The following is an 18,907-nucleotide window of genomic DNA, read 5'->3' as shown; positions in this document are numbered from 1 at the left end:
GAACCTCTTTTCTGTACAATACATGAATCAATCATTTTAATTGCTTTGTTCAATGACTAAACTGCCAAGCCGGCACATGTTATATCTTTATAATCACTAAAAAATACTCGCTAATACGAGTATTTCGCTTCTTAATTATTATAACATAGAATATTGTCATACATTTGTCACATAAAAGAAACCGGTTCACGATCGATCATTAATTGTAATCCGTTTTTTGATTTTTGGGCGCGGTTTTGCAATTCCGTCAATAAAACGTCCATTTCATGCCGATGTTTAAATTTTAAAATAATTTGAAAATAGTAACGATTGCGTAATTTCGCAATCGGCTTTGGTGATGGACCTAATATAATAACCTTATCATCGACGCGAGAACGTAACCAACGCGCAATTTGTATCATCTGTTTTGCAGTTTCATTTTCCGTAACATGACTAGCTTGAATTTGAACAGTATAGTAATATGGTGCATAATTACCTGCATGTCTGACAGCCATTTCTTGCTGATAAAATCCTTCATAGTCATGTTGTTTTGCATAAACGATAGCATAATGTTGTGGATTAAACGTCTGAACTAATACCTCACCTGCCTTTTTAGCACGCCCAGCACGCCCACTAACTTGTGTTAATAACTGAAAAGTTCGTTCACTCGCATGAAAATCTGGTAAACCTAATGACGTATCAGCATTTAAGACACCAACTAAAGTAACATCTGGAAAATCAAGACCCTTAGCAATCATTTGCGTCCCAAGTAAAATATCAGCCTCATGATCCCCAAACTTTTGCAGCATTTTATCCATGCTCCCTTTTTTACGTGTTGTATCTTGATCCATTCGGATGACACGTGCCTCAGGCAACAGCGTTGCTAGTTCTGCTTCAACTTTCTCAGTGCCGGTGCCGTAATAACGAATGCGATTTGAACCACAATTAGCACAAACTATTGGAATAGGTTCTTCATGTCCACAATAATGACATTTTAACGTATGCGAATCCATATGTAACGTCATGGCCAAGTTACAATTAGGATCACGTGGCACAAAGCCACAGTCACGACACATGACAAAACTAGAAAAACCACGTCGATTCAACATTAATACAGACTGTTCTCCACGATTTAGGCGCTCTTGCAATTTATTTTTCAGTTGCTCAGAAAAATTCGTTTCAGGCCCGTCTGCTAATGTTGCCTTCATGTCAATTACGTCAACTGCCGGTAACTTAGCCCCACCAGCACGTTCTGTTAAGCGTAATAATTCATAAACACCACGTTGCGCACGCGCGCGACTTTCCAGCGATGGTGTGGCTGAACCTAATACAACAGGTATTTGATAATATTCACCACGCCAAAGTGCAATATCTCGTGCATTATAACGTGGATTATCTGTTTGTTTATAGGTTGTTTCATGTTCTTCATCAACAATAATGAGCCCGATATTATCCAATGGTGCAAAAACCGCAGATCTGGCGCCAACCACAATTTTAACATCTCCACGTTCAATGCGGCGCCATTCATCATACCGTTCACCGTCGGATAAACCAGAATGTAATACCGCAGTTTGTGCACCAAACCGAGATTTCACACGACGTACCATTTGCGGTGTCAATGCAATTTCTGGCACTAGAAATAATACCGTTTTTTCTTGATCAAAAACATGCTGCGCTGCTTGTAAGTATACTTCTGTCTTACCAGAACCTGTAATACCTTCCAACAAAAAAGGTTGATATTGTTGCGCATCAGAACTGGCAACGATATGATTCAATGCATTTTGTTGTTCTTCATTAAGTGTTAGAGCTGTTGTTGGTATAATGTCATTCATTGAAAAAGGATCACGTAATTGCTCCACCTTTTTTTTGCTTAACCATTTTTTTTCGACACCTTGATTTAGTGTGGCATCACTCACACTAATCATTTCTTGCAATGTTTTTTTTACCCATACTTCTTCCAAATGACCCATAATGAACATTAATAGTTCAAACTGTTTTTTTGCAGTTGGTCTCAAGTCTTGGCGCTCATTTTCCAAAAACTCCACATCACCATTAAATTGATAGGCTAATTGTGTTTTAATTTTTGACCGATTAGTCACGTTGACCGACGCTTCGATTTTATGTTCACGTTGTAGTTTAGTCAACGTAGCAATATCACGCACATTAAATTCGCGTGCTTGATAAAGAATCTCATCTAATCCTTTAAAAATACGGTCTCGAACATCGTCATCAACTTCATCAATAATTTTCAAAATACGTTCATAACTTGCTCTTAAAGCATTAGGCAACATCGTTTGCAAGACAGAAATACGAAACGCAAACGTTTCTTGTGCCAAATAATCTGATAAATTTAATAATTCTGTGTTCAAAACTGGCGTTAAATCTAATAAATTGTTAATATGACGTAATTTGTTCGTCTCTAAATCCGTTGTTGCCCGCAATCCAACAACAAATCCCATAACATGTCGATGACCAAAGGGGACATCGACACGCATACCAGGCCGCACTGATTCAACCATTGATTCTGGTATAACATAGGTGTACGGTTGGTTAGTTTGCATCGTCGGTACGTCAACGATGATTTGTGCATACTGTAATTTCGTCATACTCTTATTGTATCAAATCTGTCAATAGCATAAAGTTGTTACGTAAAATATGTCACTTTCTTCATGTTGAAATCAACAATAGGCTAACTTTTTTTAACATCAATTTAAGACTACCTACACTATTGCGCTAAAAAAGAGTCGTTAATACCGACTCTTTTCTGTTTATATATGCGCTTCAATCCATTTCCAAACTTGGTCTTTTCCATACTTTGTTTCAGATGAAAAAAATTGAAAATCACTTTCGTCTTCATTAAAACCAAGTGTTTGCTTAATATTTGATGCATATTTGTTAAATTTACTTTTTGAAATTTTATCTGATTTTGTTGCTACAATCAAAATTGGAATATTATAATAATGCAACCATTCATACATTGACACATCATCATCACTTGGCTCATGGCGTGCATCAACTAAACTGACAACCCCACGTAGTTGTTTACGTGATGTGATATATTCTTCAATCATATGACCAAATTCTTCACGTTGCTTTTTAGAAACTTTAGCATAGCCATAGCCAGGGACATCAACAAAATACAACTTATCTTCCACATTATAAAAATTTAGTGTCTGAGTTTTCCCTGGTTGTGATGATGTCCGTGCAAAATTTTTACGTTGAATCAACGTATTAGTTAATGACGATTTACCAACATTCGAACGCCCAACTAATGCAATTTCGGGCTTGCCGTCTGTTGGATACTGTGCGGCCGAAACTGCACTCATCACCATATCAACATTGTGTACATCCATTAGTTCACCTTTTTTAACTGTAATTCTGGTTGTTCCCCATCAACAACACTGGCTTTGGTAATAATGACTTTTGAAACATCATCACGACTGGGAATATCATACATAACATCTTTCATAGTTAATTCAATAATTGATCGTAAACCTCGCGCACCAGTATGTCGTTTAATAGCTAATTCAGCCATCGCTTCTAGTGCGTCTGGTTGAAATTCTAATATGACATCATCCAATCCCAGTAAAGCTGTGTATTGTTTAATCAGAGCATTTTTAGGTTCGGTCAAAATTCGTGTCAAATCGTCTATTTTTAATTCATCCAATACAGTTACAATTGGCAAACGGCCAATAAATTCAGGAATTAAACCAAATTTGGTCATATCTTCTGGCTGAACATGTTCAAGGATATTTTCAGATTCTAGGGCGATAGCATTATCGTTTGCATCCGACCCAAATCCAATAACTCGTTCACCTAAACGTTCTTTAATAATTGTATCTATTCCAGCAAAAGCGCCACCAACAATAAATAAAATATTAGTCGTATCTACTTGAATCAACTCTTGCTGTGGATGTTTTCGACCACCCTGTGGTGGTACGCTAGCAATCGTACCTTCTAGCATTTTTAGAAGTGCTTGTTGGACACCTTCACCCGAAACATCCCGTGTAATTGAAACGTTTTCAGATTTTTTTGCAATCTTATCAATTTCATCAACATAAATAATACCATGTTGTGCCGCATCGATATCAAAATTAGCTGACTGCAACAATTTCAATACAATGTTTTCAACATCTTCTCCCACATAACCAGCTTCTGTTAATGTTGTGGCATCAGCTATCGCAAAAGGTACATCTAAAATACGAGCTAAGCTTTGTGCTAAATATGTTTTACCAGAACCAGTAGGCCCGATCAAAGCAATATTGGATTTTTGTAATTCAACATCAGTTGTTGGTGTATAGTTTTCATTGATACGTTTATAATGATTATATACTGCAACTGCAAGCGTCTTTTTGGCATCATCTTGTCCAATCACATAATCGTTTAATTCTGCAACGATTTCATGTGGTGTAGGTAATGCTAGTGTTATCGGTTTTGCTACTGTTTGATCCACTGTTAATTCCTCACTCATGATGTTTTTTGCTAAATCCACACATTCATTACAAATATAAATGCCACTTGGTCCAGCAACAATTTGTCGTACTTCACTCGCAGATTTGCCGCAAAAACTGCAATAAATTTCTTCTTCCAAATCTGGTGTCTGTGCCATACTATCTTCCTTTTAATTTCATTTAAATCATACAATTATGTCAAGTTTAAATACTATTCTATTCTAACAGATTACACAATAATTTTAGTACAAATTTTATCGTATGAAAGCTAGTCATCATCACAATATCGTTTTGATGTATCCTAACCTTAGTTATTAAAAAAAAGCCTGACGGCTTTTAAAAATAATATTACTTTGCTTTTGCAGAGTCAGTCACTCTCTTAATGACTTCACGCATGGCAATGTCATGCTTCAATAATGAATCTGACAAGTTTGCACGCACTTGAGCAGCTTCCATCTTGTATTGTGTTGCCAAGTTAGTTACTTCTTCATTAATTTGGTCTTCACTTGGTTCAATAGCTTCTGCCTTAACAATTGCTTCAAGAACTAGATTAGTTTTAACACGTGTTTCTGCACCTTCTTCAAATTGCTTGTGCAAATCATCTTCAGTTTGACCTGAAATTTGGAAGAACATCTCACGTGAAATCCCTTGTTGTTGTAATTGTGCCAAATACTGATCAATTTGACGGTGAACATCTTCATCAATCATTGCTTCAGGCACTTTATCACCATCAATTGATGCGTTATCAACTGCTTTTTTGATCACTGCATCTTCAAAAGCTGCTTGTGCTGATTCTGCCTTATCTTCAGTCAATTTCTTAGCTGTCTTTTCTTTCAATTCAGCTAAAGTTTCAACTTCTTCGTCAACATCCTTGGCAAATTCATCATCAATTTCAGGTAATTCCTTACGCTTCAACTCATGTATTTTAACTTCAAACAAGGCTTCCTTATTGGCAAGGTCTGCTGCTTGATAGTCTTTTGGAAATGTTACAGTTACGTTAACATCTTCACCTGCTGAATGACCAACTAATTGTTCTTCAAATCCAGGAATAAACTGACCTGAACCTAATTCTAATGAGAAGTCATCAGCTTGACCACCATCAAAATGGTCACCATCTACTGAACCATCAAAATCAATAATAACAGTATCGCCATTTTCAGCCTTAACTGAAGCTTCTTGCAAAACCAATTCAGCTTGACCATCTTGTAAATGCTTAATTTCTGCTTCAACATCAGCATCTGTTACTTCTGTATCAGCAGCTTCAACTTCAAGGTTCAAGTATTCGCCCAACTTCACTTCAGGTGCAGTTGTGATTTCAGCCTTCATTGTCCAGTCTTCGCCTTTGTTCATTGACACTGGTTCAATATTAGGACGTCCGACTGGTGTGATACCAGATTCATCAACAGCTGCTTCATATGCAGTTGGTAAAACAATATCCATTGTCTGTTGGTACAAGGCTTCTTCCCCAAACTTTGAGAAAAAGAGAGCCTTGGTTACTTTTCCCTTACGAAATCCAGGAATAGAAACGTCATTCTTGTTTTGTTGAAAAGCTTTTTCTAAGCCTGCTTCAACTTGTGCGCGGGAAATTTTAAATTCTAATGTGCCTTGGTTCTTTTGATCCTCAGCTACTGTCCAGTTAGACATTGTAAGTCCTCCAAATGTTTTAAATACCTTTTAATTTTATCTTAAATACGACTAAATCACAACAATTTTATCTTATTTGTTAAAAGTCATCCATATATTAGTATGATCATTTCAATTATCACACTTTGTAAAGTTCATTTAAGCACCGATTTCTATATAAAAACCGCTTGAATAGAAATAACTAATTCAAGCGGTTTTGTTAAAATTATTTTTTGATATTATTGTGCTAAGCGATAGACATAATAATATGGATAGCCATTTTTGGAAGCAAATTGATTGTATTGTACTTCTTGGACTGCTGTCCCTTTTTGTCCTTGCGTTATATAGCATGTTGAGATGAACAGTGGATTATCTAAGTTATTTGTGATAATACCAATGTGTCCAGCAGCACCGTCACTATGTCCTTGTTGACCCCAGATAACAATATCACCACGCCTTGACAGCCAACCATAAGGATCATTGTTATCAATGAGCTGGTAGCTGTTATCTTTTAAATAAGCATGAATTGCCTCGGTATTATACAACCATGTAAATGGTGTACCACCAGCATCACGAATGGCTTGTACAACAGATCCGGAGCAATCAGCTGTCCCATCTGTTCCATTACGAGAACCATACATTGAATAAGTTAACTTTCCCTTACGACTTTCGAACCAATCAATTAATTTATTCGTGTTCACTTTAAAATTAACTTTACTTTCCTGCAGGTCTTGTTCGAGTACATCTTTTATAATAGTGCCATTGTTAAGTTCAACCGTGTACAGCCAGTTTGACTGTTTGTTAGCTGTTACGCTAATTATCTTAACATTTTGTCCAGCGTATTTTTTTAAATTATGATTACCATTAACTGATTGGTCAGCATTGTTTGTGATATACACACTCGTATTTTTTGCATATCTAGCAGTAGTTGGATTTTTAGATTGGATTGAATCAGCATCTCCATCTTTATTGAAATGATAAATTTTATCCCCAATAGTCACTGATTGATTACGGACTTGTTTGAAGTCAGAACCATAATATTCAAGCCCCGTTGTACTATATTGACGTAGACCTTTAAACGCATCTCCATTAGCCTTCATATAATAATACGTGTTGCCTGTTTTCACATAGCTATTTCGAATTTGCTTGTGATTGGCGTCATAATATTCCATATTTGAACCATAATAACGTATACCAGTCATGGCATGACCATTACCATCAAAGAACATCAGTGACCCATCCAACCAAGCGTAATTATTGCGCACCTGCTTATAATTATCATCATAATATTCCAATTTGCCATTGACTATCCGTGTACCCTTAATGGCATCTCCATCTCCATTGAAATAGTACGTTGAACCATTAGTCGTAGCGTAGTTATGACGGATTTGTTTAAAATCAGAACCGTAACACTCAAGCCCCGTTGCACTATATTGGCGTAGACCCTTAAACGCATCTCCGTTAGCTTTCAAATAATAATAAGTGTTACCTGTTCGCATATAGCTATTTCGAATCTGTTTGTGATTAGCGTCATAATACTCCATATTCGAGCCATAATAACGCACACCTGTCACGGCATGACCATTACTATCAAAGAACATCAATGAGCCATTTAACCAAGTGTAATTATTGCGTACTTGAACATAATTAGTGCCATAAAACTCTAACTGACCGTTTGTTTCTCGTGAGCCTTTAAACGCGTCACCATTGCCAGTCAAGTAATATCTTGAACTACCAACGGTTGCATAATTATTACGAATTTGCTTGAAATCAGTCCCATAAACTTCCACGCCACCGCTATAGTGTCTCACACCAGTTAAAGCGTGTCCGTCAGATGTATCAAAAAACATCAGCGTGCCATTAGTCCAAACATAACCATATGCCATTTGACCAGACTTCATATCGTAAAATACAGTTTTATGTGCAAGTGTCGTCAGACCTTTTGATTGCACCCCATTGCTGGCAAAATTATACCAATGCCCATCAATTTTCTTTTCACCAACGATAGATGCGCCATTAACATAGTACTTGGTCACACCATTTTCACTGGACCAGCCATCTTTATGTACAGGTTTATTCGTGTATCGTTGTAAATCCTGTTCCAATATTTTAGCTACAACAACCCCGTTGTCCAAAGTAATCTGGTAATAGAAATTTGATGATAACTGGTGGTATCGTGTGACTTTGGTTATCGTACCACTAAAGCCACGATAAGCAGAAATATTTTTGCCATCAGGATCATGAGTCGCGTCTTTTTTTATCGCGACGTGATTATTGATACTAAATACACTTATTTTATCAAAAGAAACAACGCCTTGTTCTAAGACACTAGAAACTACCATGCCATTATCTAATTTAACATCATATGTATAATCTAAATTTGCATGCTTTGGCGATATGACATTTGTCACCACGCCTGATTGATCACCATAATTTTGAAGTTGTGTGCCATTGGACGTTTTTGCTGAATTAGTCAATGCGATTACAGAACCGGTTTTAAATTTGGCTGGAGATATTTGAATAGATCGAGTTGACGGCGTTACATTATAACTATCATTTTTTTTAGACTCATTTATTGTTGAACTTGATGCCTTAGTGCTTGGCGCTTGTGATACAGCACTCGAACCTGATACGGTTGTACTTGACACTTGTGTCGATACATGTGCTGTATTTTCAGCAGCATTAACCGTAGACATCGTGCCCAGAACGCCACCAATAATTATTGTTGAAACAAGTAATTCTTTCACTTGCAATTTTTTATTTACCAAAACAGGAAAATCTCCCTTTCTCCATCTCACGTTTGACGTGATTATTTATAACATAATATATCATACCATAATCGTTATTCGCGTAAACTTCTTTTTTGACATGTATGGCATATAAAAAGCGCCTAAGCGCTTTAATCTTATTAATATGGTATTTAATTTCAATATAGATTGCCATGTATATAAGTTTTGAACCTCATTGATCTGACACACATCTGAAGCCGAATGGTGTTCTTGCTGATGCGACCAATGAGTTTAAACCTCATTGATCTGACACACATCTGAAGCATGCTCAATGAAAACGTTGAAGATGTTAGAGGTTTAAACCTCATTGATCTGACACACATCTGAAGCGCAATTTGCCTTGAAGTCCAATCCGTTTGCGGTTTAAACCTCATTGATCTGACACACATCTGAAGCGTAGACTTATACACTTGACCTAATGTATTAGGTTTAAACCTCATTGATCTGACACACATCTGAAGCTATTCAATCGAAGAAGCACAATACGTGATCGGTTTAAACCTCATTGATCTGACACACATCTGAAGCACGTGATTGATGGCTCAAAGCCAGTTGAGTGGTTTAAACCTCATTGATCTGACACACATCTGAAGCTCAAGTTGGTAATAGAACTGTTGGCTACTAGGTTTAAACCTCATTGATCTGACACACATCTGAAGCCTATCTGAGTCCTTATCCTTACGTACGTAGGGTTTAAACCTCATTGATCTGACACACATCTGAAGCATACTAGCGTCACTGTTGGCTTTAGCCGTGGGTTTAAACCTCATTGATCTGACACACATCTGAAGCCAGTGCTTTGCTAGAAGTTCGCGGTTTAAAGGTTTAAACCTCATTGATCTGACACACATCTGAAGCTGTATGAAACTTAGTAAGTTTAATATAATTGGTTTAAACCTCATTGATCTGACACACATCTGAAGCATGAGATTATCACGGAGCTACCGTTATACTGGTTTAAACCTCATTGATCTGACACACATCTGAAGCAAGAAGTCAACGCTCCACTGATTGATGTTGGGTTTAAACCTCATTGATCTGACACACATCTGAAGCTTAGAATTATAGGCTCTAATATATATTGCAGGTTTAAACCTCATTGATCTGACACACATCTGAAGCTTCAAGTGTCTGGTAGTGGATTAACAGCTTGGTTTAAACCTCATTGATCTGACACACATCTGAAGCTACTAATAAACAGCTTCAACCACGCGTGAAGGTTTAAACCTCATTGATCTGACACACATCTGAAGCAGTCGTGTTGTTTTTCTGCTTATCAGCCCAGGTTTAAACCTCATTGATCTGACACACATCTGAAGCAACAACTAGGCAGATTTTTAAAATATTGGCGGTTTAAACCTCATTGATCTGACACACATCTGAAGCCCCGTTTCTGGGGCTTGTATACAGAAACGGGGTTTAAACCTCATTGATCTGACACACATCTGAAGCTAATGCTCACTGATTTTTTCCTAAAGTTAAGGTTTAAACCTCATTGATCTGACACACATCTGAAGCCTAGGCAGTCGTATCAAGCTATGCATGATAGGTTTAAACCTCATTGATCTGACACACATCTGAAGCATGCAAAGGTAGGACAGATTGCTTATTTCTGGTTTAAACCTCATTGATCTGACACACATCTGAAGCAGAATTATAAACTCTAGTCTCGCGCGTTGAGGTTTAAACCTCATTGATCTGACACACATCTGAAGCCTAGGCAGTTGTATCAAGCTATGCATGATAGGTTTAAACCTCATTGATCTGACACACATCTGAAGCATGCAAAGGTAGGACAGATTGCTTATTTCTGGTTTAAACCTCATTGATCTGACACACATCTGAAGCACAATGTACTGCTCAAGATAATATGTTTTAGGTTTAAACCTCATTGATCTGACACACATCTGAAGCACTAAATAACCTATATAACTCATCTGTATTGGTTTAAACCTCATTGATCTGACACACATCTGAAGCCTGAAATACACACAGTACAGTTATCATATAGGTTTAAACCTCATTGATCTGACACACATCTGAAGCTACCTGCTGAATTAAAGGCACCCAAGGGTGGGTTTAAACCTCATTGATCTGACACACATCTGAAGCAGACCGCCTGTTCGCATCAGCTAGTCAGCACCAAATTGAACGAAATCCTCATCAATAAAGATTTCTGGAGGTAGACCCTGTTTAGTCATAACAGGGTTTTGTGTCAAATTAAGAGAAATTAAACATAAATTCATTGTCTTCGCTAGATTATTCAGATAGTCAATCTGATCAACCGATAACAACAAATACAAATTCGTAAAAACGATTAAACGTTGCTCTGAAAACTCACCAGCAACGCTTACTACATCTTCTATTTTACCAAATCCAGAGCTGTTTGTCAGTGTTTCTATCCTAATTTTTTTCTCATTTATTAATTCGACAATATTGAATTCTGTTTGAAAATAAAAGGGCAGATTGTTCTCTAATATAATGTTTTCTAAGACATGATTTAATTCGGAATTTATTTTATAAAACACTTCTAACGCTTGATCATCTGCATAATTTTTCATTGTATTAACGATATTTTTTTGATACAACTTATTCACATCAAGTTGCGCACCTATATCGCCAATAAACATGACAGTTTTATTAACATCAACAATATGGCCATTTTGGCCTAATGTTACGTCTTCACTAGTCTCTTTTAATCCTGTACTCAATTGCCAATATAACTCATGATTAGCAATTGAAATCATAGTCAATCCTGAATCTATTTTTATAGGATTATTAGGAAAACAAACAATCGAATAATTCATATCACCACCATCTTTTCATCTGAATTTCTGACATCATCACTGGGTGTACCAGAAAGAAATTTCATCATCGTATATTGCTTTTCTGTCACAATTAAAGATTGTACTAAGCCATCCACTGGTGTAATCGTTTGAATCCGTTTTTCCAACAGTGCTGCTGCTTGACGATTAGTCGTTACGCGTACATAAACAGACTCTTGGATCATCAAAAAACCTTCGTTAATTAAGCTTTTCCGAAAATGGCGATAATTTCGCCGATCAGCGTCAGTCAAAGTTGGTAAATCAAAGAAAATCATCACTCTCATTATTCGATACCTCAAATTTCAAACCGCCATTCTGGTAATTTTAATCCACTATTTAAATAATTCATTGCATCACGCACTAAAATAGTAATCGCATTTACAACTAACATTTGCTGCCCATTTATTTCAATAACTTGATTAATGATATCTACCAAAGCTAATTTAATGTCTAAGTTTAGTGCCGTTTCGTGTTCATGTTTTTTTGCGACTGCATCAACTAATGGCCTAAAGGGCTCCATTAAGTCGGAAGCCAGATTATAATCATTTTGTGCCCCATTATGATGAATGCCCAATTCTGACAAATAACCTTGTAACACGATTTCTCTGGCAACTGCGGCCATCAAAATTTGATAACCATAATCCAACATAGCATTAACAATGCCTGCCTCATGTCTCACAAACTCATTACCAAATAATCGGTTAAAGTACATTCTCGCAGCTACTGCTTCTCGATTAGTTTCATCACCCACTTTAATACCAGCAATTAAAGCCTGAAATTTTTCTCTATCTGCCGACTGATAAGCAAAGAGAACCTGCATTTGATTTTCAATTTTACGTTTTACAATTTCACCCCACAACAAATTTTTTCTTTGCAATGTCCAAATAATTTGTTCACTGATGTTACGGTTATGCCTACCATTTGTGTGATACTGATTAATTTCACCAATTGGTTGACCGTTAATATCTGAAAAAATAATTTTAATATTTCTTTTGATTGTTTCAGCAATAACATAGGCTGTGACAACTGCTTGTGTGGTCGTAATTAAAATAATTTGAATATCTTCCATTGGGATCTGATACGTTTTTTCAGCAGTTTGAACCACTAAATGATTCATTTTGTAGTTCAGTTTGCTATGCTTTGTTACCACGACCGTACGCCATGCCATCTTGTATCCTCCGGATATCTATGCTAAAATAGTGTTTAAGGAATTAGTCGTTCCTTAGAGGTTTAACCTCATTGATCTGATACACAATATTGAAGTAACGCAAGGCTTTATGCCAAGCTTAATTACTCATCAAGAGTGGCCTTATGGCCGTACATAAAATCCCGTGTTGTTACAAAACAGCACGGGATTTCTTTTTATTCACCAACAATGGTGATTGTTTCAAATAACCCTGTGGGTGATTGATATACAATTGCCGCTTTCTCAGACAACTTGATCCCACCCTTGACTTGTAACATAGTCCAAGCAGGTTTCTCCTGAATATGTTTAAACGGATCGCGCCACCCAGCATCATTATGCAATTCATAAATAACATCCGATAAAACTTTAATCTTGATTTCATCACTTGCTTCAACAAATTTATCACGAACATTTTTCAAGTGTAATAAATCTTTCTCATAAAATTTAAAATTACTGATTGTTTTATCATTGGTCAAAAAATCAAAAATATCAATTAAATTATCAGCAGTTGCTTTATCTAATTTTTTTGAACTTCTCAAAATTTCTTTAGGCGCCCAAAGTTCTTTCGCATTATGTTTATATTCTGAACTAGCTGCATAAAATTCACTACCATCAGATTCTCGAATCAAAGTGCCGAGCGGTAAATGTTCAAGAACAACGCGACTAAAATCACGTAAATTTAAAGATGCAATGTATGCCGTTACAGTTATTTGTTTATCATTAACACGATTGGCTATTGCCATAGGCACCTTTATCAGCTTGTACGACCTGTCGCCTTTCTTATTAAATTCCACCAGCGCCGTATAGGCAGATTCAGCTTTTGTGAAACCACCATATAATGCAACCGAACGATTAGCTTTTTGTGCAATTAATTTAGCTTTGGGATTTGGGCTGAACAACGTCTCCGCATACAATCGGCCAGATGAGCCACTTAATCGTCGTGTAACTAATATTTTTTTATAACTCAACACATGACGTAAATAATCTAAGTTTTCATTACCCCAGACTATTTCGCCGGTTTCTTTATTTACCTGTTGTCGAACTGCTTTTGAATTCATTGACCCAACAATAAAACCATAAGGATTAACACGTTGACTATCATTTCTAGTTCCTACACGAGCTGCGACTAACCAATCTTTAGTATATAAGTTATAGGCATTTCCAGCACCATCACTGACACTGCCATTATCAAAAAAGCCACGCCTATCAACATACTTCCCAACAGTTGCCATCATTAACGCGTCATGTGCATGATGATAATCATTCATGTCACGATTTTTTGGCCAATCCAAATAACGGCGCATTTCACCAGTTAATGATGCTCGAATTGCGACTGCCTGAGTGCCATCATAGTTATTCTTAATCAAGTCAGCAACATTTTTAATAATCTGGCGCGTTTCAACTAATTGCCGGGCAATAAAATGATTTGTCTGGTTCTCGCTAAAGGTTTTACGCTTATCAGTCAAACGTTCAAATTTTTCTTTTGACATTAAACCACGTTTGACCAATGATTGCCACCAAGATTTCCGGTTATCAATAATATCATTCGTAAAGGTTGGCGAGTTAGACTTTCTCGCATTTGTTGCACGGTTGACCAGTACACGATTATCAAGTGAATCATCTTTCGTAAATGCCTGTGGAATAATATGGTCAATATCATAGTTACTGCTTATTTGATCAAACGGAATTTCTTTTCCAGTGTACATATCCCGCCCTTCTTGTAGATAATATAGATATAATCTATCATCATGAATTGACTCTTTTGTTTCAGCTTCTAATTTCTTGGCTAGATATGCAAATTCAGTCTTTAATTCTGGACTGTTGTATATTTCTTGCACACGATTTAACCTAGAATTTGTTAAACGTGAAGTTTGTGTTTCACGGGCGAACTCCAAATACACTGTTTCTGGATTGCTACCCATTGCTTTTTTAATATCATCAATAATACTAAACACTTGTGTAATACCACGCTTAATATCCTTTGGACCTGCCAAAGCATCAATTTGATCATAGAGGCTATTGCCAGACTCTGTTCCTTTATTCTGTTCTGTCAGCCAATTTCGTACATTGAATGTTTTATCATTCAAAATTTCCATTAAATTTTTATCAGTATAGTAGAGCAAGTCTATTATACTGTGTGACTGTGGTATGATATCCCCTGCTTCAGATAGAGCCGTTTTTATAAATTGCGTTGTGAGTAATTTCTGCGATAGCCTGCCCCACCCAGTGTAATGCTTTGCTGATAGCTTGCTTTTTTCTTGAGGCGTTAAAAAGTCTAGATTAGATAGTCGTTTAGCGACGAGAATTTTATCTTCAAACACAGTTTGTATTTCAATAATTTCTTCTAATCTATCTTCCCTAATTTTTTCGGTTTTTTCGCGACCGAGTAGGTCAACAAAGTAATTATAGCTTGACAAATTACTATTAAACTTGCCTGTGCGTGTATCAGATAAACCAGCTATTTGAAAATCACCATATCCATTTAATTTGAGATAGGCCATCACTTTTTTAGCATTAACATTTTTATCAATTTTAAAAACATGTTCAAATATATCTTGTTTCACTTTAATCGGTAACCGTTGATGTCTTTCATTGCGCACATTGTTCAACTCTTGTAACACGTTATACTTTTGATACAAAAGAGAATTTTCTGGTAACGTTGGTTCTCCAATTAAATAACTATCAGTACCAGTTATGCGTTTGATAAACTGCTCACCACTTTTATCTTTATCTACAACGTCATCAAAATTAAAGGGTGTAATTGGTGTGTTTTCTTGCAGTTCTTTTTTAATTAACCAATGATTTTTACCATCTCCTGTAACTTTTTCTGCTTCAACAAGTGGCCCGACATAGTATGGTACTCTGAATTTCAATAACCCGATCAATTTGTTTTCTGTTTTATTGTCTTGCGTGTATATGTTAGCTAAAAATGGATAATATTTGCTCTGCTTTTTAATAATTTGTTCTAACTCTGCTAAATGTAATTGATATGGCAAAACGCCATTCCGTTTTGTACGTTGTCTTGGTAAGAAAGTATCATTCTCAATACGTTGTAAAATATCCGCATCTTGAATAGCTGTTTTAAAATAGTCCAAACCCTTTCTATGCTCATCTTCATTTGACGAAATCACCTGTAAATAAGCCAAATTTGATGGATATATCAATTTTTTTGGATCTAATTTAAAAAATTTAACACTATTTTTGTCTGGTTCAATTTTTTGCTCGTTTAATCGCACATTATTTTTAATATACTTCCAATCACGTTGATGTGACTTATAACTTTCAATCATTGATTGACTAATACTTTTATAATCACCCAAAATCATTTTTAAAGTGATACCATCATACGCTATTAAAACAGCCTCTAGAAAAGCATTTTGTTCATCTGAAAGTTTTGCTCGCACAACATCTAGTTTTGTCTCGACATCTTCTAAGTCAAGTTTAAATTTGAAATTTTTAGCTTCATCTTTTTCAAGATCAGATAAGTCAAAAATAGTTTGAAAGTTAGCTGTATTACCTACTAGTGCTGTCAATATAGCTTTAAATATTTTAGATTTATCATCATAAGTTTCTGACATTGCATTTTCTACACGGACAGATTTGTTACGAGCGTTTATGTCAGTTAGCTTATCTGAAAATAATTGCGCATCCTTAATTGATGTAATAGGTGTTTCTAGAAATTCATTATATTCGTCTAACGCTGCTATAAATAGGTCAACATTGAACGAATTCTCTGCGTTAATTTTATCTGCTGTATTTAAAAAATTACCACGATATTTTACGATATGATGAATTGCCAAATAAACTTCACGTAAATCATGTTTAGCCGTATCTGTCATAAGTTCATGTCGCAAATGATAAATCGTTGGATAATTTTTGTGAAATGCTTTATCTGTCTCGCTTGATCCAAACAACGCACCGTTTGCAACATCGCTATTCAACTGCGGATTTTGCTCATCATCTGGGTTGACCCATGAATATTTGAGTCGTGGCAAAAAATTTTCATCCTGTTCTGCTAAATCTGATGCAAAAATATCGTTTAACAAACGCAAACGCCAATGGCGGCGTGATAAACGTCGACGCGTCGTACGATAACCACGCCTTTCAGCTGCTGTTGTTGCTGAGTCAAATAGTCGTACGCCAATTAAGTTTTTACCTTTAGCACGCTTTAAACGATAATCATCCCCAATAACAGCCCATCCAACAGAACCTGTTCCAATATCTAAACCAATTGAATATGTCATAAAATACTCCTTATTATTTTATAAATAGAATAGCACAATAAACTGTCAAAAAGCACAGCTTATCGTTTTAAATCTAAAACAGATTCAATATAGCCATCTTCGACCATACTCACATTAAAAACATTTCCAATATATTCTAATGCTTCTTTCAAATGAGATTTATCTTTCAACCACCCTTCACCGTCAGTAATGTAAATGAATTCATGATTTGTTTTAGCTAGTCTATCACGCAATGTTTGAAATTCTGTAGAAGCAGATTTTGATTTGCTACCACTAGCATTAAATAGATTTATTTCAAATAAAATAATTTTTAATTTTCTTGGATTATACAGTGCGCCATCAAATCGACGATTTTCAAAAATTTGTTCAATGTCAACATCAAATTCTTTTTTTATCTTACTAGGTGTTGATTGCCCCATCCATTTCAAATCATTTTTAGAAGCAATAGCGGATAACCTTTCCTCTAAAAATTTTTCACCAATTTTTCCAGATCGATTTTTTCTACCATTCGAATCCATACCTGCCTGAACACCAACAGAATAGTCAAAGACACTTTTCTTTAATCCTTGAGATAGTAAGTTCATCAAACCAGAATGAGTTAAAAAATCAAAGTAAGCGCTCATATTTTCGGTATTAATGTCATTAAAATTTAGTTGATACTTTTCTTGAATATCCTGAACTGAAAGATTACCATACTGGTCTAGTTTATCTTTTCGGATACCTAATAATAGAGGTACTAACATCAATAAGTATGGTCTTTCATGGAAAAAAGACTCAATTTCCATCTGATCTTTACCTATTAGGTAATCTAGCGTAAATAGATCAGGCGCTAATTTTTGAGGTACATTTTTATAAACGTTATCAAAATTAACCCAATAATCAGCAAACTTTTCTATATTTGACAATGTTGAAACAAAATACTCTAAGCGTTGATTGATCGGTAAATTACGATATTCATATACATTCATTTTACTTACCATGCACAATAACCTCCCCAACTTTTTTACGTGAAGAAGCTTTTGCAGCAACCATGTGAGTAACACTCACATGCTCGATGACTATACCATCGATATGACCATATAATTTTTCAATTAATGGTACATCCGAATTCGATAACATCACATGTACCCCTTTTTGATGAAGTGCTACAAATACATCACGCAATCTGACTTGCTGATCGTAACCAAAATCTGAACTATAAGCTGTAAAACTACTTGTTTCAGAAATTGGAATATAGGGTGGATCAAAGTAAACAAAATCACCTGTCTGAGCGTCTAAAATGACTTTTTCAAAATCTGAATTTGTAATCGCTATTTTTGCATCATTTAAATATCTAGATGCTGGTTTAATAGTATCTTTATCTGAAATATTTGGATTTTTATAACTACCAAATGGTACATTATTTTGACCTTTTTTGTTAACGCGCCACAAACCATTAAATCCGGTCTTATTCATATAAATAAATCTAGCCGCGCGTTGAACTAGAGTCATTTTTTCTAATCTGCCGTCACGATCTGCTGCACGTAAATGCAAATAATATTCTTTACTATGATTAAGTTGATGTTGTTTAAGTTGTTTTAATAATTCTTCTGGCCTGTCTCGCACTATCATCCACGAAACAACTAATTCTGGATTAAAATCGTTGATTACCGCGTGTTCAGGTGATAAAGCAAGCAAAAAGGCACCGCCACCTAAAAACGGCTCAAAATATGTTCCAAAGTGCTCTGGAACATACTTCGCCAATTCTGGTAACAGTTGCCTTTTTCCACCGACCCACTTTATAAAAGGTCGTAATTCAGCTAGTTGTTGC

General features: G+C 35.9%; 11 protein-coding genes and 1 CRISPR repeat array. All 11 genes read right to left on the bottom strand.

Features of this window, described 5'->3' with window-relative positions; all coding sequences use genetic code 11:
• Window positions 1–167 precede the first annotated feature (167 nt).
• The 11 genes from priA to EUI_RS0106890 all read right to left on the bottom strand — a co-directional run bounded on the left by priA (window position 168) and on the right by EUI_RS0106890 (window position 18,879).
• Entirely contained in the window at window positions 168–2,585 is a 2,418-nt protein-coding gene (gene priA, locus EUI_RS0106945; protein WP_010017037.1) for a primosomal protein N', read from the bottom strand.
• A 162-nt stretch (window positions 2,586–2,747) separates the two neighbouring features.
• A complete protein-coding gene (yihA, locus tag EUI_RS0106940) occupies window positions 2,748–3,332 on the bottom strand; it encodes a ribosome biogenesis GTP-binding protein YihA/YsxC (protein ID WP_010017036.1) in 585 nt (194 codons plus the stop codon).
• Window positions 3,332–4,588 (bottom strand): ATP-dependent Clp protease ATP-binding subunit ClpX, encoded by a 1,257-nt coding sequence (gene clpX / locus EUI_RS0106935; RefSeq protein WP_010017035.1) that lies wholly within the window; start codon window positions 4,586–4,588, stop codon window positions 3,332–3,334. The genes yihA and clpX overlap by 1 nt, the downstream gene beginning before the upstream one ends.
• Before the next feature lie 190 nt (window positions 4,589–4,778).
• Entirely contained in the window at window positions 4,779–6,074 is a 1,296-nt protein-coding gene (tig, locus tag EUI_RS0106930; RefSeq protein ID WP_010017034.1) for a trigger factor, read from the bottom strand.
• Window positions 6,075–6,292: 218 nt separating this feature from the next.
• Window positions 6,293–8,821, bottom strand: a complete 2,529-nt coding sequence (locus EUI_RS0106925) for a peptidoglycan amidohydrolase family protein (protein ID WP_010017033.1) — start codon at window positions 8,819–8,821, stop codon at window positions 6,293–6,295.
• A gap of 183 nt (window positions 8,822–9,004) precedes the next feature.
• A CRISPR array of direct repeats spans window positions 9,005–10,954; the repeat unit is 36 nt; unit sequence GGTTTAAACCTCATTGATCTGACACACATCTGAAGC.
• Between the two features lie 20 nt (window positions 10,955–10,974).
• Window positions 10,975–11,649 (bottom strand): type II-A CRISPR-associated protein Csn2, encoded by a 675-nt coding sequence (gene csn2, locus EUI_RS0106915; RefSeq protein ID WP_010017030.1) that lies wholly within the window; start codon window positions 11,647–11,649, stop codon window positions 10,975–10,977.
• Window positions 11,646–11,951 carry a CRISPR-associated endonuclease Cas2 gene (gene cas2, locus EUI_RS0106910; RefSeq protein WP_010017029.1) on the bottom strand — a complete coding sequence of 102 codons (306 nt, stop codon included), beginning with the start codon at window positions 11,949–11,951 and terminating at the stop codon, window positions 11,646–11,648. Before cas2 ends, csn2 begins: the two co-directional genes overlap by 4 nt.
• 11 nt (window positions 11,952–11,962) lie before the next feature.
• Entirely contained in the window at window positions 11,963–12,835 is an 873-nt protein-coding gene (cas1, locus tag EUI_RS0106905; protein WP_010017028.1) for a type II CRISPR-associated endonuclease Cas1, read from the bottom strand.
• A gap of 194 nt (window positions 12,836–13,029) precedes the next feature.
• Complete coding sequence (cas9, locus tag EUI_RS0106900; RefSeq protein ID WP_010017027.1) at window positions 13,030–17,097, bottom strand: type II CRISPR RNA-guided endonuclease Cas9; 4,068 nt, start codon at window positions 17,095–17,097, stop codon at window positions 13,030–13,032.
• Between the two features lie 59 nt (window positions 17,098–17,156).
• On the bottom strand, window positions 17,157–18,077 hold the full coding sequence (locus tag EUI_RS0106895; protein WP_010017026.1) for a DpnII family type II restriction endonuclease: 921 nt from the start codon (window positions 18,075–18,077) through the stop codon (window positions 17,157–17,159).
• Window positions 18,067–18,879 (bottom strand): DNA adenine methylase, encoded by an 813-nt coding sequence (locus tag EUI_RS0106890; RefSeq protein WP_050994444.1) that lies wholly within the window; start codon window positions 18,877–18,879, stop codon window positions 18,067–18,069. The genes EUI_RS0106895 and EUI_RS0106890 overlap by 11 nt, the downstream gene beginning before the upstream one ends.
• Window positions 18,880–18,907 lie beyond the last annotated feature (28 nt).

Source organism: Leuconostoc gelidum subsp. gelidum KCTC 3527, assembly GCF_000166715.1.
Lineage (GTDB): Bacteria > Bacillota > Bacilli > Lactobacillales > Lactobacillaceae > Leuconostoc > Leuconostoc gelidum.
The sequence above is the reverse complement of the archived record's forward strand: the minus strand, read 5'-3'. Positions and strand labels throughout refer to the sequence as shown.